Genomic DNA, 16,719 nt, shown 5'->3' with positions numbered 1-16,719 from the left:
CGTCCCCAATCCTTGGGACACTCCGTCTCCGATTCGTCGACGGGGACCATCCGCCAGCCAACCGGAAGCACGGGAAGAGATGTCGGCACCGAACAAGTCGTACGACCCTGTTGAGGTCGAGGCACTGAAACCTGAAGAGATCGAGCGCATGCGGGACGAGGCGCTCGCCGCCTTCGCGGCCGCGGACAGCCTCGACGCGCTCCAGGAGGCCAAGGTCGCGCACACCGGCGGCACCTCACCGCTGGCCCTCGCCAACCGCGAGATCGGAGCGCTGCCCCCGCAGGCCAAGGCCGAGGCCGGCAAGCGCGTCGGCATGGCACGCGGCGCCGTGAGCAAGGCGCTGGCCGCCCGCCAGGCCGAGCTGGAGGCCGAGCGGGACGCCCGCGTCCTGGTCGAGGAGGCGGTGGACGTCACGCTGCCCTACGACCGCACGGCCGCCGGCGCCCGGCACCCGCTGACCACGTTCATGGAGCGCGTCTCGGACGTCTTCGTCGCCATGGGCTACGAGGTCGCCGAGGGCCCCGAGGTCGAGGCGGAGTGGTTCAACTTCGACGCCCTCAACTTCACGCCCGACCACCCGGCCCGGCAGATGCAGGACACGTTCTTCGTGCAGGGCCCCAAGGGCGCCTCCGGCGACGAGTCCGGTGTCGTGCTGCGGACGCACACCTCCCCGGTGCAGGCCCGCGCCCTGCTCGAACGGCGCGAGCCGCCCGTCTACATCGTCTGCCCCGGCCGCGTGTACCGCACGGACGAGCTGGACGCGACGCACACCCCGGTCTTCCACCAGATCGAGCTGCTCGCCGTCGACGAGGGCCTGACCATGGCCGACCTCAAGGGCACCCTCGACCACATGGTCCAGGCGCTCTTCGGCCCGGACATGAAGACGCGGCTGCGGCCGAACTACTTCCCGTTCACCGAGCCGTCCGCCGAGATGGACATGGTGTGCTACGTCTGCCGCGGCGAGTCCGTCGGCAACCCCGACCGCCCCTGCCGCACCTGCGGCAGCGAGGGCTGGATCGAGCTGGGCGGCTGCGGCATGGTCAACCCCAAGGTGCTGACCGCCTGCGGCGTCGACCCCCGGAAGTACAGCGGATTCGCCTTCGGGTTCGGCATCGAACGGATGCTGATGTTCCGCCACAACGTCGAAGACATGCGAGACATGGTCGAGGGTGACATCCGGTTCACCCGGCCGTTCGGGATGGAGATCTGATGCGGGTCCCGCTTTCCTGGCTGCGGGAGTACGTCGACCTCCCCGCCACCGAGACCGGCCGTGACGTGCAGGCCAAGCTCATCGAGGTCGGCCTGGAGGTCGAGACCGTCGAGCAGCTCGGCGGCGGCCTCAAGGGCCCGCTCGTCGTGGGCAAGGTCCTCACCATCGAGGAGCTGGAGGGCTTCAAGAAGCCCATCCGTTTCTGCACCGTCGACGTCGGCACCGCCAACGGCACCGGTGAACCGCAGGAGATCGTCTGCGGCGCCCGGAACTTCGCCGTCGGCGACAAGGTCGTCGTGGTGCTGCCCGGCGCCGTCCTGCCCGGCGACTTCGCCATCGCCGCCCGCAAGACGTACGGCAGGACCTCGCACGGCATGATCTGCTCCGGCGACGAGCTGGGCATGGGCGACGACGGCTCCGGGGGCATCATCGTGCTGCCGCCCGAGCACGAGGTCGGCACCGACGCCATCGAGCTGCTCGAACTGGTCGACGAGGTCCTGGACATCGCCGTCACGCCCGACCGCGGCTACGCCCTGTCGATGCGCGGCGTCGCCCGCGAGACCGCCATCGCCTACGGCCTGCCGCTGCGCGACCCGGCGCTGCTCGACGTGCCCGCGCCGAACTCCTTCGGCCACCCCGTCAAGATCAGCGACCCGCTCGGCTGCGACCGCTTCACCGCCCGCACCGTCACCGGCCTGCAGCCCGAGGCCCGCTCGCCGCTCTGGCTCAAGCGGCGCCTGCAGAAGGCCGGGATGCGCCCCATCTCGCTCGCCGTCGACGTCACGAACTACGTGATGCTGGAGCTGGGCCAGCCCCTGCACGCCTACGACCGCTCCCGCATCCAGGGGACGATCGGCGTGCGCCGGGCCGAGCAGGGCGAGAAGTTCACCACGCTCGACGGCGCCCAGCGTGTCCTCGACGCCGAGGACCTGGTCATCACCGACGACCGCGGGCCCATCGGCCTCGCGGGCGTCATGGGCGGCGCCAACACGGAGATCGCCGACCACGCTGCCGAGAGCGGCACCACCGATGTCGTCATCGAGGCCGCGCACTTCGACGCGCTCTCCATCGCCCGCACCGCGCGCCGCCACAAGCTGGGCTCCGAGGCCGCCAAGCGCTTCGAGCGCGGCGTCGACCCGCAGGCCGCCTCGGCCGCCGCCCAGCGGACCGTCGACCTGCTGGTGCTGCTCGCGGGCGGCACCGCCGAGGCCGGCGTCACGGAGGTCATCGCGCCCACCGCGCCGCGCACGATCACCATGCCCGCCGACCACCCCGACAGGGTCGCCGGTGTGACCTACGGCCGTGAGACCGTCGTACGCCGCCTCCAGCAGGTCGGCTGCGACGTGTACGGCCAGGACGACCTGACGGTCACCGTGCCGTCCTGGCGCCCCGACCTCGCGGAGCCGAACGACCTCGCCGAAGAGGTCATCCGCCTGGAGGGGTACGAGAACCTCCCCTCGACCCTGCCCAAGCCCCCCGCGGGCCGGGGCCTGACCGAGCGCCAGCGCCTGCACCGCCGGGTCGGGCGCGCCCTGGCCGGCGCCGGGTTCGTGGAGGCGCTGAGCTACCCCTTCATCGGGGAGAGCGTCTTCGACCAGCTCGGCCTGGCGGCGGACGACCCGAATCGCCGCGTGGTCAAGCTCGTCAACCCGCTCTCCGACGAGGAGCCCGCCCTCCGCACGACGCTGCTGCCGGGGCTGCTCGCGGCGCTCCGCCGCAACGACGGACGCGGCAGCCACGACCTGGCGCTCTTCGAGACGGGCCTGGTCTTCCACCCGCAGGACGAGCTGAAGGTCGCGGTGCGGCTGCCCGTCGACCGGCGGCCCACCGACGAGGAGATCGCCTCCCTCACCGAGGCGCTGCCCGTCCAGCCCCGGCACGCCGCCGTCGTCCTCGCGGGCGCCCGTGAGCAGGCCGGCTGGTGGGGCAAGGGCCGCCCGGCCGACTGGGCGGACGCCGTCGAGGCGGCGCGCACCCTGGCCCGCGAGGCCGGTGCCGAACTCATCGTCGACCAGGGGCAGTACGGCCCCTGGCACCCGGGCCGCTGCGCGGAGCTGAAGGTCGTCGTCGACGGCGACATCGTCACCGTCGGCCACGCCGGCGAGCTGCACCCGCGGGTCGTCAAGGCGCTGCACCTGCCCGTGCGCACCTGCGCGATGGAGCTGGACCTGGACCGCCTGGCGCAGGCCGGCGAGGGCACCCCGCGCGCACCGCGGATCTCTACCTTCCCGGTGGCCACGCAGGACGTCGCGCTGATCGTCGACAAGGAGGTGCCGGCCGCCGTGGTCGAGTACTACCTGACCGGCGGCGCGGGTGAACTCCTGGAGTCCATTCGGCTGTTCGATGTATTTGTTGGGTCACAGATCGGCGAGGGCAAGAAGTCCCTGGCGTACGCGCTGCGCTTCCGCGCGGCCGACCGCACGCTGACCGTCGACGAGGCGTCGGCGGCCCGTGACGCGGCCGTCGCCCTGGCGGCCGAGCGCACGGGCGCGGTGCTGCGCGGAGCGTAACCGCGTTCTGTCCCTGCCGACAGGCGCACCCTGAGGCGCACAGAGGGTCTCATCCGGATCATCGGATGAGACCCTCACTCGTTGGAGTGACAACAGGCTTCACCCTGGCCTGATCGGGTCACTCGGTCGACAGAATCAGTGCGGCCGTAGGGGTCGGCCTGCGCGCTGGACGGGGCCTTAGGGGGACCGACGGCATGATGATGATCCGTATCAGGGCTGGGGCTCCCCGCCGTTCGATGTCCTGGGCGAGGACCAGGGTGAGGACCGGGGCGAGGTCCGGGGTGAGGACGAGGGCGGGCGCGGGACGCCGAGGCCCCCGGGACCGCGACCGGAGCGCGGTCCTGCGCATCGGCAGACCCCGGGCCGCGTCCCGGCTGCCTCCCCGGGTGGGGCGCAGGCGGTTCCGCCGCCCTCTCACGCTGGGGCTGCCGACCGTCTGGGGCGCCGTCGCCGTCACGTACAAGCTGCTCTGCCCGCTCGCCCAGCAGAACGGCATGGGGGCGCGGATCGTCAGCAGCGCGGTCTTCTTCGCCGTCGGGTCCGGGCTGGTCGTGCACGTCCGCCGGGCGCTGCTGCGGGAGTTGCGGCAGGTCCGCGAGGTCGCCGGGGCCGCGCAGAACGCCCTGCTGCGCCCCCTGCCACCCCGCCTCGAAGGCCTCGCCCTGGCCGCCGGACGGTTCTCGGCCGCACGGGGCGCCTCCGTCGGGGGCGACCTGTACGAGGTGGTCGCCGGCGAACACGGCGTACGCGTCGTCATGGGCGACGTCCGGGGGCACGGCATCGGCGCCATGGCGACCGTCGCCGCCCTTCTCGGCAGCTTCCGCGAGGCGGCCCACGACGAGCCCGAACTGCCGCTTGTCCTGCGCCGGTTGGAGCGGACCCTGGCACGGCACCTGCACGAGCGGGCCTCTGCCGAGTACCCCGTCGGCGGCGTCGTGCCGGACGCCCCGCCGGCCGAGGAGTTCGTCACCGTCCTGCTCCTGGAGATCGGCGCGGACGGGGAGGTCTCCGCGCTCAACTGCGGCCACCCCTGGCCCTTTCTGCTGAGCGGTCACGCCCGGCCGCTCACCGCCGCCGACCCGCTGCCCCCGCTCGGCCCCTTCCCGCTCCCCGCCGACCTGCCCATGCGGTCCTGCGGCCGGCTGCTGCCGGGCGAGGCCCTCGTCCTGTACACGGACGGCATGGAGGACGCCCGCGACGCGGCCGGGGAGTTCTTCCCGCTCCAGGCCGCGCTCACCGAGGCCGCCCGCGCCCCCGCCCTCTCCCCGCAGTGCCTCATCCACTCGGTCCAGGCCGAACTGCTGCGGCACACCGGGCGGTTGCCCTCCGACGACGCGACCCTGCTGGTCGTACGCAACGACCGCACCCGGGCCCGCGCCCCGCACCCGGAGCCGGAGTGCCGGGCCCGCACGATGAGCTGAACGCCGCCCGTCCCGCCATGGTGTCGGGCAGACGGCGGGGACGGGCGGCGCCGGGGCGGGCCGCCGCACTGCGTGAGGGGGGAGCCGGCGGCCCACCGGCCTCTTCTCCTGAACGAGGCACGCCAAGTCAAGCGAGCCCACACGGCGCGCGGCAGAGCGCACACCCCCCGGACCCGGGCACTCCGTTCACACCCCGTGTGAAGGCACCTCCACTACGCTGTGAAGCACCGAGCCACCGGAGGGCATTCATGCAGCCCAACACCCTGCTCGACGCGATCCTCGACGAAGCCGGCATCTCGCACGCGGGACTCGCCGCACATGTGAACCAGGCCGGGAAGTCCAGAGGACTCGCGCTGCGCTACGAACACACCGCCGTCTCCCGGTGGTTGAAGGGCCAGCGCCCACGCGGCCAGGTCCCTGACCTGATCTGCGAGGTGCTCGCCGCCCGGTTGCGGCGGCCCGTCACCCTCGACGACATCGGCCTCGGCCTGCCCGGCACACCCGCCACCGCCCGCACCGGCACGCCGTCCTCCACGCTCTCCGGCTTCGTGGAGCGGGCCACCGCCCTGTGGCGCTCGGACGAACAGCAGCGGCCCCACCTGCTCGGCGCGCCCGCGGTCACCGGCACCCCCGCGGTGATGCCGGTCTGGGAGTGGGAGAACCCGCCCGAGGACGTCGACGTGTCGCGGGGCGGGCACCACCCCGTCAGCACCGCCGACATCGACATGATGCGCGCCGCCCGCGCCCACTACGAGCAGATGTACCGCAAGACCGGCGGCATCGCGACCCGCACCCGTATCGTCGGCTTCCTGAACGCGGAGGCGGCGCCCCTCCTGCGCGGCAGCTACACCGACGAGTTGGGACGCCAACTGCACCGCTCGACGGGCGGGTTGGTGGCCATAGCGGGCATCTGCGCCTACGACTCCGACGCCCACGGCCTCGCCCAGCGCTACTTCCACCAGGCCCTGCGGCTGGCAAAGGCCAGCGGCGACCGGGGACTTGGGGCGTACGTCATCGCGCTGCTGGTCAACCAGTCGCTGTTCATGCGCGAGTACCGCCAGGCCGTGGCGTTCGCCGAGGCGGCGCTGCGGGCCGCGGGCCGCGACCTGACCCCGGCCCTCGCCTCCGACCTGTACGCGATGCAGGCCAAGGCGTACGCACACCTGGGCGACGGCAGGAGCGCGCTGTCGTGCATCCGGCGTGCGGAGGCCGCCGCCGACCGCATCCTGCGGGGCCGCGAGCCGGACGAGACCGGTTATGTCCAGCCCGGACTGGTCAACGTACAAGTGGCGGAGGCCCTGCTGAGCCTCGGCGACCTGGCCGGCGCCCATGAACACGCCGCGGCCGCCGTGGACACGCCGGCGCACGACCGGGGCAGGGTCCACCGGCTGGCCATGCTCAGCCAGATCGAGCTGCGGCAGGGGAACACCGACGAGGCGGTGGCCACCGCCGTGCAGATGGCGGAGCAGGCGCGCGGCATGGAGTCGCAGCGGCTGCGCGACCGGCTGCGCGCCGTGCGCGAGCACCTCGTCCGCAGCGACTGCGCCGGCACCGCCGAGGCGGCCGCCCTCATCGACGGGGCGCTGCGCGTGCCGCTGTGACCCCCTGACGCTCCGCCGCGCACCCTGCTCCGTGGTCTTCCCCTGCTGCGATATTGCCATCTACTCGGCGGAAGGTGGCAGAACCGTGCAGTGGACGAAGCAGAGCGAACAAACTGTGTATGGAAATCGATGGTTCACGGTCAATCTGGCAGACGTGGAGCTGCCCGACGGCCGGCACCTGGACCACTTCCTCATCCGGATGCGGCCCGTGGCCGTGGCCACCGTCGTCAACGACGCCAACGAGGTGCTGCTCCTGTGGCGGCACCGCTTCATCACCGACAGCTGGGGCTGGGAGCTCGCGGCAGGCGTCGTCGAGGACGGCGAGGACATCGCGTACGCGGCGGCACGAGAGATGGAGGAGGAGACCGGCTGGCGGCCGGGCCCGCTGCGGCACCTCATGAGCGTCGAGCCCTCCAACGGGCTCACCGACGCCCGGCACCACATCTACTGGTCCGACGAGGGGACCTACGTAGGCCATCCCGAGGACGACTTCGAGTCGGACCGCCGTGAGTGGGTCCCTCTCAAGCTCGTCCCCGACATGGTGGCCCGCGGCGAGGTCCCGGCCGCCAACATGGCCGCGGCGCTGCTCCTCCTGCACCATCTGCGTCTCGGCCAGGACACGCACGCCGGCCAGGACACGCGCCTCGGCCAGGACACGCACGCCGGCCAGGGCCCCGGCTAGCGGCCCATGGCCTGCCAGAACGCGACGGCGAACGCCGCGACCGACGCGAGGGCGACGATCGTGGGCAGCGGCCAGCGCGTGTGCTCCAGTGCGGTGACCCTGGCCTCCAGGGCCGCCACGTTCTTGGCGGTCTGCTCGTCGTGCTGAGTGAGCAACGCCAGCCGTCCGTCGACGCGGGCCAGGCCCACGTCCAGGCTGCGGCGCAGCTCGGCGAGTTCTTCCGGGACCACGGCACTCTCGCCGTCGATGGTCACGAGGGCACTCCTCTCTGTAGTGGCGCGTCCCCCCTTCATCCGCACGGGCAGTCAACTCGCCTGGTGGAGCGGGCGGGAGCGTGTGCGACGGGCATATGCGAGCCCACCGCGCACACGGTGTGTGAACGCCGCGGGCCCGGCACTCGAAGGAGTGCCGGGCCCGTCGGCGCGCGGGAATTCACACCGGGTGTCAGCCGTAGGTGTAGAAGCCCGAGCCGGTCTTCCGGCCGAGGCGGCCCGCGTCGACCATCCGCTGGAGCAGCGGGGGAGCGGCGTACAGCGGTTCCTTGTACTCCATGTACATCGAGTCGGCGACCGAGGCGACCGTGTCCAGGCCGATCAGGTCGCTGAGCTTGAGCGGGCCCATCGGGTGGGCGCAGCCCATCTCCATGCCGTTGTCGATGTCCTCGCGGCTCGCGATGCCCGACTCGAACATCCGGATCGCGGAGAGCAGATACGGGATGAGCAGCGCGTTCACCACGAAGCCCGAGCGGTCCTGGGCGCGGATCGCGTGCTTGCCGAGGACCTTCTCGACCATGACCTGGGCCCGGCTGATGGTGCCCTCGGACGTGGTCAGCGCCGGGATCAGCTCCACGAGCTGCTGCACCGGCGCCGGGTTGAAGAAGTGGATGCCGATGACCTGGTCCGGCCGCGAGGTCGCGACGGCCAGCTTCACCAGCGGGATGGAGGAGGTGTTGGAGGCGAGGATCGCGTCCTGCCGGGTCACCACCTGGTCCAGCACCTGGAAGATCTCGGTCTTGACCTGCTCGTTCTCCACCACGGCCTCGATGACGAGGTCACGGTCGGCGAACTCGCCGAGGTCCGTGGTGAAGCTTAGGCGCTCCAGCGCCGCGTCGCGCTCCTCGTCGGAGATCTTGCCGCGCTCGGCCGCCTTGGAGAGTGAGTTGTACAGCCGGGTACGGCCGATCTCCAGGGCCTCGCCGGTGGTCTCCGCGACCTTCACATCCAGTCCGGAGCGGGCGCAGACCTCTGCGATTCCGGCGCCCATCTGGCCACAGCCCACCACTCCGACGCGTGCGATATCGGTCATGGAGTCGGTCACCTCGTGCCTTTCGCTGATCAACGGGGCCGGCAGGTCCCCCGTCCCCCATATGGATGCGGTGCCTGCCTCGGCCGTGAACGTTACTCCGCGATGAGGGGTCCATGGCGTGCCGGGTCGGGCATGCTGTCCGCAACCCGGCGAAAGGGGCCGGACACAGCGAGCTGAGGGGCGTACAGATGAGGCGTATGTCACGCCGGGGTTTCTCGGTGGCGGCCGCGGCGGCGATCGCGGGCCTGGCGACGGCCGGACAGGCGGCTGCGGCCCCCGGCCGGCGCCGCAAGAAGGAGCGCGAGCTGCGGGCGATGTGGCTGGCGACCGTGGTCAACCGCGACTGGCCCTCCAAGCCGGGCCTGCCCGCGCAGCAGCAGCGCGCCGAGCTGCTGGCCCACCTCGACACCGCGGTGAACCGCAGACTGAACGCGGTGGTCTTCCAGGTGCGGCCCACCGCCGACGCGCTGTGGCCCTCGCCGTACGAGCCGTGGTCGGAGTACCTCACCGGCACGCAGGGCAAGGACCCGGGCTGGGACCCGCTGGGCACCGCGGTGCGGGAGGCGCACCAGCGGGGCCTGGAGCTGCACGCGTGGTTCAACCCGTTCCGGATCGCCAACCACACCGACCCCTCGCGCCTCATCGCCTCGCACCCCGCGCGCGTGCACCCCGACTGGGTGGTGCCCTACGGCGGGAAGCTCTACTACAACCCGGGCCTGCCCGAGGTGCGGCGCTTCGTGCAGGACGCGATGCTCGACGCCGTGCGCCGCTATCCGCTGGACGCGGTGCACTGGGACGACTACTTCTACCCGTACCCCGTCGCGGGCCAGACCTTCGACGACGACGCGGCCTTCGCCCGCCACGGCGGCGGCTTCCCCGACCGCGCCTCCTGGCGGCGCGACAACATCGACCGGCTGGTGCGGGAGATGTCCGGCCGGATCAAGAAGACCCGGGGGCGCACCCAGTTCGGGGTCAGCCCGTTCGCCGTCTGGCGCAACCTCGCGACCGACCCGACCGGCTCGGACACCCGGGCGGGCGTCCAGACGTACGACGATCTGTACGCGGACACCCGCGGCTGGGTGAAGAAGGGCTGGCTCGACTACATCGTGCCGCAGGTGTACTGGAACATCGGCTTCCCCGCGGCGGACTACGCCAAACTGGTCCCGTGGTGGAACGACGTGGTCCGCGGCACGGGCGTACGCCTGTACATCGGCGAGGCCCTCTACAAGGCGGGCGACCCGGCGCAGCCCGCGGCCTGGCAGGACCCCGCGGAGCTGTCCCGCCACCTCACGTACGCCGAGGGCTTCGACGAGGTGCGCGGGCACGTCTACTTCTCGGCGAAGGAGGTCGGCGCCGACCGGATCGGCGCGATGGCCCGGGTGGTCGCCGACCACTACCAGGAGCCGGCGAAGCCACCGCGCTGAGACCCGTACCGGTAGGGCCTCTCTTCCGGATCTTGCCGGGCTCGCGGCCTGATCCGAAAGAGAGGCCCTAGCTCGACGGGTCCTGGTGCCGTACGACGGTGTCGGGGCCCGGCGAGACCAGCGTCTCGTGCCCGTCCTCGAACCGGACCCGGTACGGCGGGCCGCCGTCCGCGCCCAGGACCTCGACGACCTCCGCGATCCGGTCGTTCTGCCCGACGACCCTGCCGTGCAGCACCAGCTTGTCACCTGCGGTTGCGCGCATCTGGAGTGCTCCCTCGTCCCTCTCGACGGTCGCGTTCCGTGGCCGTCAGTCTACGACGCGTGGCCGCCGATGGCGCCGGGGCGGGCGGGCCGGGGATCAGCCGCGCGCCCGTTGGGTGACCGCGATGCACACGAGCACCGCCGCCGCGGTCAGCGGGGCGGCGACGGGCAGGTGCTCGCCGAGCAGGAACACCGACCAGACCAGGGTCAGCAGCGGCTGGGCGAGCTGGAGCTGGCTCGCCTTGGGGACGCCGATGGCCGCCATCCCCCGGTACCAGACGACCAGACCGAGGAACTGCGAGCCGATCGCGGAGTAGAGCAGGCCCGCCGTGCTGTGCCCGGTGAGCTGGAACGACTCGTGCTGGAGGGCGACCGCCGCGCCCACGGCGTTGAGCGGCAGGCACAGCACCAGACCCCAGCCGATGACCTGCCAGCCCGGCATCTCGCGGGCCAGCCGGCCGCCCTCGGTGTAGCCGGCCGCGCAGATCAGCAGCGCGCCGAAGAGGTAGAGGTCGGCGGCGGACAGCGCGCCGCCGCTCTGCTGCACGGTGAACGCGATGACCGCGGCGGCCCCGGCGAGCGCCGCCGTCCAGAACGCGCGCGAGGGGCGCGCCCCGGTGCGCAGCGCCGACAGGACGGCGGTGGTCAGCGGGAGCAGGCCGACGACCACGGCCGCGTGCGCGGTGGTGGAGGTCTGCAGGGCGAGCGTGGTCAGCAACGGGAAGCCGACGACGACACCGGCGCCGACCACCGCGAGCCCCGCCCAGTGCCGGCGGTGCGGCACCGGTACGCGCAGCGCGAGCAGGCAGCCGCCCGCGATGAGGGCGCTGAGCGCGCCGCGCAGCGTCACCAGGCTCCAGGGGCCGAAGCCCTCCAGGCCCCAGGCGGTGGCGGGGAAGGTGAGCGAGAAGGCGGTGACGCCGAGGGCGGCCAGCACGGTACCGAGGCGGCGGGAGCCGTGGGCGCCGTGCGGAGTGCCTGTCGTCGTGGGGGTCGCTGGGGCCGTGGGGCTTTCGGCGACCGCTATCCGCCTCGGGCGAGTAGCGCTATCCTGTGCTGTCATGCATGACGGTAGCAGTGTCGGCGAATTGGCGAAACAGCTGCGGGGCGAGCTTGACCGCTACTCACCAGGAGGAAAGCTGCCGTCGAGCCGGGCGCTCATCGAGCGGTTCCGGGTCAGCCCGGTGACCGTGTCGCGCGCCCTGGCGCAGCTGGCCGCCGAAGGGCTCGTCGTCACCCGCCCCGGCGCCGGCGTCTTCCGCGCCGAGCTCCCGGTGCCCGCCGCGCCCGCCGGGGACACCTCGTGGCAGGAGGTGTCCCTGAGCGCCGACGCGGCGGCCGAACCGGTGCCGCGCGCGGTCGACGCGTCCGGCGTCCTCGCCACGCTCGCCGCGCCGCCGCCGGGCGTTATCGAGTTCAACGGCGGCTACCTCGACCCCGCGCTGCAGCCCGAACGCGCGATGGCGGCGGCGCTCGCCCGGGCGGGGCGCCGCCCCGGCGCGTGGGGGCGGCCCCCGGTCGACGGCCTGCCGGAACTGCGGGAGTGGTTCGCGCGCGGACTGGGCGGGGCGCTGACGGCCGCCGAGGTGCTGATCACGGCCGGCGGGCAGAGCGCGCTGACGACGGCGCTGCGGGCGCTCGCCCCGCCGGGGGCGCCGGTGCTCGTCGAGTCGCCCACCTACCCCGGCATGCTGGCCATCGCCCGCGCCGCGGGCATGCGGCCCGTGCCCGTCCCCGTCGACACGGACGGGGTGCGCCCCCAGCTCCTCCAGGCGGCGTTCCGCGCCACGGGCGCCCGGGTCTTCGTCTGCCAGCCGCTGTTCCAGAACCCCACCGGAGCGGTGCTGTCCGCCGAGCGCCGCCCCGAGGTGCTGCGGATAGCCCGCGAGGCGGGGGCCTTCGTCATCGAGGACGACTTCGTGCGCCGCCTCGTCCACGAGGACGCCGGGCCGCTGCCGCGCCCGCTGTGCGCCGACGACCAGGACGGCGTGGTCGTCCACGTCTGCTCGCTCACCAAGGCCACCTCGCCGAGCTTTCGCGTGAGCGCCCTCGCGGCGCGCGGACCGGTCCTCGAACGGCTCCGCGCCATCCAGGTCGTCGACCACTTCTTCGTGCCGAGGCCGCTCCAGGAGGCCGCGCTCGAACTGGTCGGCTCCCCGGCCTGGCCGCGCCATCTGCGGGCCGTCTCGGGCGAGTTGAAGGTGCGCAGGGACGCGCTGGCCGCGGCGCTGCGGCTGCGGCTGCCCGAGGTCGCCATGCCGCACATCCCCGCGGGCGGCTACAACCTGTGGGTGCGGCTGCCCGACGGCACGGACGAGGCGGCGCTGGCCGCCGCCGCCCTGCGCGCGGGCGTCGCCGTGGCCCCCGGCCGCCCGTACTTCGCGGCGGAGCCCCCGGCGGCGTACGTCCGGCTGAGCTTCGCGGCGGTCGCGGGGGTGGGGGATATCGGCGAGGGGGTGCGCCGGCTCCGCGAGGCCTGCGACGAAGTGTGGGGCTGACCGGGCACCCCCCGTCCCACCAGGCGAAACACGCTCGACTGCGCGCGGGCGCTGCTGTCAGGGTCGGGGGATGAACGACAGTGTCACGCTCCACGGGGAGTACGAGATCTCGGCCGATCCCGCCCGCGTCGACGCGGCCCGCGTCCACGCGTGGCTGTCCACGGACGCGTACTGGGCCCTCGGCCGCACCCGCGCCAAGCAGGACGCGGCGATGGCGGGGTCGCTGAACTTCGGTGCGTACGACGCGGTCACCGGCGAGCAGGCCGCGTACGCCCGGGTGGTGACCGACCGGGCCACCTTCGCCTGGCTCTGCGACGTGTACGTCTCCCCGGCCGCGCGCGGCAAGGGCCTCGGCACCGCGCTCGTCGACGCGGTCCGTGCGCACCTGGAGCCCTTCGGCCTGCGCCGGGTGCTCCTCGCCACGGCCGACGCGCACGGGGTCTACGAGAAGGTGGGCTTCAAGGCGCTGGAGACTCCCCGGAAGTGGATGGCGCTGGGCGAGCAGTGATCCGGCGCGGATCCGCCTCGGCGCCCGCCCGGACGCGTACGTAGTCCGTGACGAGCAGCAGGTCCTTGGCGGGGCCGCCCACCCACCACCGGGTGCGCCAGTGGTCCGCGTCGTACACCTCGAACACGCCGCGGTAGAGATCCGCGGCGCACGGATGGTCCGCGATGTGGTGGCCCGAGCGCAGGTCCAGGTCGTGGAAGAAGCGCCCGTCGGCGAACTCCACCCGGGCCGTGCCCGGGACCTCGCCGGGCAGGAAGCGCAGGGTGCGCTCGGCGGGGCGCGCGGTGCCGCGCCAGGTGAAGACGCCCGACTCGTGGTGCAGCAGCCCGCCGCCGTCCGGGGCGGGCAGCGGCGTGAAGCGCGTCGTACCGGTGAAGCGGCCCTCGGACCCGGCGGCGAGATCACGGACCGCGCGGGTCACCCGCCACTCGCCCGCGAGATGGGCCAGCGCCTCGGGGACGGGGTGGTGGAGGGCCATACCGGCAGGTTAGCCGCTACTTGTCGACGACCGACATGCTGCGCTCGTCGTACCGGGTGCCCGCGACCCTGCCCTCGGGCACCGCCGCGTCGATCGCCGCGAGGTCCTCGGCGGACAGCTCGATCGTGGCGGCCGCGACGTTCTCCTCCAGGTACTTCTCGCGCCGCGTGCCCGGGATCGGCACCACGTCGTCGCCGCGGTGCTGCACCCAGGCGAGCGCGAGCTGCCCGGCGGTGACGCCCTTCTCGGCGGCGAGCGCGTTCAGGGCGTCGACGATGGCCAGGTTCCGCTCCAGGTTGCCGTCGGCGAAGCGGGGCTGGCTGCGCCGCAGATCGTCCTCGGGGAGCGCGTCGAGCGAGGTGTAGCGGCCGGTGAGGAAGCCGCGGCCGAGCGGGGAGAACGGCACGAGGCCGATGCCCAGCTCCCGGCAGACCGGTGCGATCTCCGCCTCCAGGTCCCGGGTCCACAGCGACCACTCGCTCTGCAGCGCGGCGATCGGATGCACGGCGTGCGCCCGGCGGATCGTGCGCGCGCCGGCCTCGGAGAGCCCGATGTGGCGCACCTTGCCCGCCTCGACCAGCTCGGCGAGCGCGCCGACGGTCTCCTCGATCGGCACGGTCTTGTCCACCCGGTGCACGTAGTACAGGTCGATGTGGTCGACGCCGAGGCGGCGCAGCGAGGCGTCACAGGCCTCGCGCACGTAGGCGGCGTCGCCCCGTATCCGCAGCGGGTCGCCGAGGCGGTTGGCGAAGCCGAACTTCGTGGCGAGGACGGCCTGTTCGCGGCGCGGGCCGGCGAGGGCGCGGCCGATCAGCTCCTCGTTGTGGCCGCTGCCGTAGAAGTCGGAGGTGTCGAGCAGGGTGACGCCGAGGTCGAGGGCGCGGTGGATCGTCGCGATCGACTGGGTGTCGTCCGCGGCGCCGTAGGCGTGGCTCATCCCCATGCACCCCAGTCCCTGGGCCGAGACGGTCAGCGCGCCGAGGCGGCGGGTGGGAAGGCCGGTCATGGTGGTACCTCCTGGCTGGTGCTCGGTGGTCGGCTCGACCTTAGGAGTTGGAGCGGACTCCAGGTCAAGCGGCGGTGTCGGGAGAACCACCGGCCCGTCCTGGTGCTGGCCCCAGGAAAGATCGTCCTGCTGGCCCGATGGTGGGGCGGCGCTGGGATTTCTACCGTGGTGATCACCCCTCCGGCCCCCGTCCGCAGCGACGGACACCGAACCAAGGAGCACGATGCGCCTCGCGTCAGCAGCCACCGCGGGCCTGGGCCTCGCCGGTCTCCTCGCGAGCGCAGTGGCCGCAACCGCCACCCCGTCACCACCCGAGAAGGTCCGCGACACGCCGAGTTGGGACGACGGCCTCACGCCCGTCCCCTGCGCCGACCGGACCGTCAACACCTACCTGCGCGACGGGAAGCCGCCCGCCGCGGACCTCACCTGCCCGAAGCCGGAGACACGCTCATGACCGAGATCAGCAGGCACACCGAAACTGAGCTCAGCAGGCACACCGGAACGCGTATCAGCCGGCGCACCGGACTCACGGCCGCCGCGGCAGCACTGCTCACGGGGGCGGTGGCCCCGGCCGCCTCCGCATCCACCGCCGCGCCCCGGCGCGGGCACGACCTCCAGCGCGGCGTCGACGCCGTCCTCGCCACCGGCGTGAGCGGTGTCCTCGCCGAGGTACGGGGCCCCCACGGCCGCACGGCCGCCCGCGCGGGCGTCGCCGACCTCGCGGCGAAGGACCCCGTGCCCTGGAACGCGTACTACCGCATCGGCAGCGACACCAAGACGTACACGGCCGCCGTCGTCCTGCAACTCGTCGGCGAGGGACGGCTCAAGCTCACCGACACCGTCGAGCACCGGCTGCCCGGGTTGATCCGCGGCCACGGCAACGACGGGCGCCGCATCACCGTCACCAACCTGCTGCGCCAGACCAGCGGCCTGAACGACTACATCGCCCTCGGGGCCGACCCGGGCGACCTCACCCCGGAGGCCTACCGCGCCCACCGCTTCCACTCGCAGACCCCCGAGGAGCAGGTGACGGCGGCCCTCGGCGAGCCGCCGCGCTGGCTTCCCGACGCCGACGACCCGGCGGGGGAGCGGCGCTGGGGGTACTCCAACACGAACTACGTCGTCGCCGGACTGCTCATCGAGGCCGTCACCGGACACCCCTGGGCCCAGGAGATCCACGAGCGGATCATCGAACCGCTGGGCCTGCGCCACACCCTCGCCCCCGGGACCTCGCCGTACGTGCCCGGCCCGACGGCCACCGGCTACACGTACTTCCCCCACGGCACCGGACCGATCGACACCACCCTCGGCTTCGGCGGCGGGGCGGACGGCTGCCTCATCTCCACGGTCCGCGACCACGGAACGTTCCTGCGCGCCCTGTTCGGCGGGCGGCTGCTGCGACCCGCGCAGCTCGCGGCGATGAAGCGGACGGTGCCCGTGCGGGACTGGATACCGGCCGACGGCGTCCGCTACGGCCTCGGCGTGGCCTGGCGGCCGGTGGCCGGCCTGCGGGACGGCATCTGGTTCCACGGCGGGACCAGCCTGGGCTGCGTCTCCGAGGGCGGCGTGACCCCGGACGGCGCCACGGCCGTCACCAGCGCCGCCTTCACGCTGCGGCTGGACAGCGAGGAGAGCCACCAGACGCAGGCAAAGGCGACATTGCGCATGGTGGACGCGGCGCTGCGGGACGCGACGAACGCGGGCCGATGAGGAGGGGCCGGTGCCGGTTCGCCCCACAGCGCGGCCCGTACGCGCCGGCCCGCCTGCCGAGACGCGTCGGCTTGACCGGCACCCGGCCGGGAGTGGCCGCGCCCC

The 16,719-nt window shown here is 73.3% G+C and carries 16 protein-coding genes; 10 read left to right on the top strand and 6 right to left on the bottom strand.

Annotation, left to right across the window (positions count from 1 at the left end; genetic code table 11):
• The first annotated feature begins 79 nt into the window (after positions 1-79).
• The 5 genes from pheS (at position 80) to ABZ385_RS23070 (ending at position 7,424) form a co-directional block, all read left to right on the top strand.
• Positions 80-1,210, top strand: coding sequence for a phenylalanine--tRNA ligase subunit alpha (gene pheS / locus ABZ385_RS23090; RefSeq protein ID WP_358577719.1), 1,131 nt, complete (start codon positions 80-82; stop codon positions 1,208-1,210).
• Positions 1,210-3,720, top strand: coding sequence for a phenylalanine--tRNA ligase subunit beta (gene pheT / locus ABZ385_RS23085; protein ID WP_358912934.1), 2,511 nt, complete (start codon positions 1,210-1,212; stop codon positions 3,718-3,720). The genes pheS and pheT overlap by 1 nt, the downstream gene beginning before the upstream one ends.
• Positions 3,721-4,106: 386 nt before the next feature.
• On the top strand, positions 4,107-5,141 hold the full coding sequence (locus tag ABZ385_RS23080) for a SpoIIE family protein phosphatase (RefSeq protein WP_358912932.1): 1,035 nt from the start codon (positions 4,107-4,109) through the stop codon (positions 5,139-5,141).
• A 248-nt stretch (positions 5,142-5,389) separates the two neighbouring features.
• Positions 5,390-6,742 carry a transcriptional regulator gene (locus tag ABZ385_RS23075; protein WP_358577726.1) on the top strand — a complete coding sequence of 451 codons (1,353 nt, stop codon included), beginning with the start codon at positions 5,390-5,392 and terminating at the stop codon, positions 6,740-6,742.
• Between the two features lie 85 nt (positions 6,743-6,827).
• On the top strand, positions 6,828-7,424 hold the full coding sequence (locus tag ABZ385_RS23070; RefSeq protein WP_358698759.1) for an NUDIX hydrolase: 597 nt from the start codon (positions 6,828-6,830) through the stop codon (positions 7,422-7,424).
• Here the strand turns inward: ABZ385_RS23070 and ABZ385_RS23065 are convergent.
• A complete protein-coding gene (locus ABZ385_RS23065; RefSeq protein ID WP_358577731.1) occupies positions 7,421-7,678 on the bottom strand; it encodes a hypothetical protein in 258 nt (85 codons plus the stop codon). The two genes, ABZ385_RS23070 and ABZ385_RS23065, sit on opposite strands and share 4 nt — an antisense overlap.
• 190 nt (positions 7,679-7,868) lie before the next feature.
• Positions 7,869-8,729: a 3-hydroxybutyryl-CoA dehydrogenase gene (locus tag ABZ385_RS23060; RefSeq protein WP_358577733.1), complete on the bottom strand. Its 861-nt coding sequence runs from the start codon at positions 8,727-8,729 to the stop codon at positions 7,869-7,871.
• A 188-nt stretch (positions 8,730-8,917) separates the two neighbouring features.
• Here ABZ385_RS23060 and ABZ385_RS23055 point away from each other — a divergent pair, with 188 nt between their 5' ends.
• On the top strand, positions 8,918-10,153 hold the full coding sequence (locus tag ABZ385_RS23055; protein WP_358577735.1) for a family 10 glycosylhydrolase: 1,236 nt from the start codon (positions 8,918-8,920) through the stop codon (positions 10,151-10,153).
• A 67-nt stretch (positions 10,154-10,220) separates the two neighbouring features.
• Here ABZ385_RS23055 and ABZ385_RS23050 read toward each other — a convergent pair whose 3' ends face one another.
• Complete coding sequence (locus tag ABZ385_RS23050) at positions 10,221-10,415, bottom strand: DUF1918 domain-containing protein (protein ID WP_358577738.1); 195 nt, start codon at positions 10,413-10,415, stop codon at positions 10,221-10,223.
• 96 nt (positions 10,416-10,511) lie between these two features.
• Positions 10,512-11,477 (bottom strand): DMT family transporter, encoded by a 966-nt coding sequence (locus ABZ385_RS23045; protein WP_358577740.1) that lies wholly within the window; start codon positions 11,475-11,477, stop codon positions 10,512-10,514.
• On the opposite strand from ABZ385_RS23045, the gene ABZ385_RS23040 reads away from it, so the two are divergent.
• Both ABZ385_RS23040 and ABZ385_RS23035 read left to right on the top strand, forming a co-directional pair.
• Positions 11,476-12,912 carry a PLP-dependent aminotransferase family protein gene (locus ABZ385_RS23040; RefSeq protein ID WP_358577742.1) on the top strand — a complete coding sequence of 479 codons (1,437 nt, stop codon included), beginning with the start codon at positions 11,476-11,478 and terminating at the stop codon, positions 12,910-12,912. The two genes, ABZ385_RS23045 and ABZ385_RS23040, sit on opposite strands and share 2 nt — an antisense overlap.
• A 70-nt stretch (positions 12,913-12,982) precedes the next feature.
• A complete protein-coding gene (locus tag ABZ385_RS23035) occupies positions 12,983-13,420 on the top strand; it encodes a GNAT family N-acetyltransferase (protein WP_358577744.1) in 438 nt (145 codons plus the stop codon).
• On the opposite strand, the gene ABZ385_RS23030 is transcribed toward ABZ385_RS23035, so the two are convergent.
• Both ABZ385_RS23030 and ABZ385_RS23025 read right to left on the bottom strand, forming a co-directional pair.
• Positions 13,371-13,898 carry a DUF6314 family protein gene (locus ABZ385_RS23030; RefSeq protein WP_358577747.1) on the bottom strand — a complete coding sequence of 176 codons (528 nt, stop codon included), beginning with the start codon at positions 13,896-13,898 and terminating at the stop codon, positions 13,371-13,373. The genes ABZ385_RS23035 and ABZ385_RS23030 overlap by 50 nt on opposite strands.
• 16 nt (positions 13,899-13,914) lie before the next feature.
• On the bottom strand, positions 13,915-14,904 hold the full coding sequence (locus tag ABZ385_RS23025; RefSeq protein ID WP_358577750.1) for an aldo/keto reductase: 990 nt from the start codon (positions 14,902-14,904) through the stop codon (positions 13,915-13,917).
• A gap of 223 nt (positions 14,905-15,127) precedes the next feature.
• On the opposite strand from ABZ385_RS23025, the gene ABZ385_RS23020 reads away from it, so the two are divergent.
• A complete protein-coding gene (locus tag ABZ385_RS23020) occupies positions 15,128-15,358 on the top strand; it encodes a hypothetical protein (RefSeq protein WP_358577753.1) in 231 nt (76 codons plus the stop codon).
• A complete protein-coding gene (locus ABZ385_RS23015) occupies positions 15,355-16,614 on the top strand; it encodes a serine hydrolase domain-containing protein (RefSeq protein WP_358577756.1) in 1,260 nt (419 codons plus the stop codon). The genes ABZ385_RS23020 and ABZ385_RS23015 overlap by 4 nt, the downstream gene beginning before the upstream one ends.
• Positions 16,615-16,719 lie beyond the last annotated feature (105 nt).

Source organism: Streptomyces sp. NPDC005898 (genome assembly GCF_040629635.1).
In the GTDB taxonomy this organism is placed as follows: Bacteria; Actinomycetota; Actinomycetes; order Streptomycetales; family Streptomycetaceae; genus Streptomyces.
Note: the sequence above shows the minus strand (reverse complement) of the source record. Positions and strands in the feature narration are given on the sequence as shown.

Bases quoted from the DNA above. Each gene is read 5' to 3' on its own strand.
- pheS (WP_358577719.1), top strand. From the start codon at position 80: ATGTCGGCACCGAACAAGTCGTACGACCCTGTTGAGGTCGAGGCACTG.
- pheT (WP_358912934.1), top strand. From the start codon at position 1,210: ATGCGGGTCCCGCTTTCCTGGCTGCGGGAGTACGTCGACCTCCCCGCC.
- ABZ385_RS23075 (WP_358577726.1), top strand. From the start codon at position 5,390: ATGCAGCCCAACACCCTGCTCGACGCGATCCTCGACGAAGCCGGCATC.
- ABZ385_RS23060 (WP_358577733.1), bottom strand. From the start codon at position 8,729: ATGACCGATATCGCACGCGTCGGAGTGGTGGGCTGTGGCCAGATGGGC.
- ABZ385_RS23055 (WP_358577735.1), top strand. From the start codon at position 8,918: ATGAGGCGTATGTCACGCCGGGGTTTCTCGGTGGCGGCCGCGGCGGCG.
- ABZ385_RS23050 (WP_358577738.1), bottom strand. From the start codon at position 10,415: ATGCGCGCAACCGCAGGTGACAAGCTGGTGCTGCACGGCAGGGTCGTC.
- ABZ385_RS23040 (WP_358577742.1), top strand. From the start codon at position 11,476: ATGCATGACGGTAGCAGTGTCGGCGAATTGGCGAAACAGCTGCGGGGC.
- ABZ385_RS23045 (WP_358577740.1), bottom strand. From the start codon at position 11,477: ATGACAGCACAGGATAGCGCTACTCGCCCGAGGCGGATAGCGGTCGCC.
- ABZ385_RS23035 (WP_358577744.1), top strand. From the start codon at position 12,983: ATGAACGACAGTGTCACGCTCCACGGGGAGTACGAGATCTCGGCCGAT.
- ABZ385_RS23030 (WP_358577747.1), bottom strand. From the start codon at position 13,898: ATGGCCCTCCACCACCCCGTCCCCGAGGCGCTGGCCCATCTCGCGGGC.
- ABZ385_RS23025 (WP_358577750.1), bottom strand. From the start codon at position 14,904: ATGACCGGCCTTCCCACCCGCCGCCTCGGCGCGCTGACCGTCTCGGCC.
- ABZ385_RS23020 (WP_358577753.1), top strand. From the start codon at position 15,128: ATGCGCCTCGCGTCAGCAGCCACCGCGGGCCTGGGCCTCGCCGGTCTC.
- ABZ385_RS23015 (WP_358577756.1), top strand. From the start codon at position 15,355: ATGACCGAGATCAGCAGGCACACCGAAACTGAGCTCAGCAGGCACACC.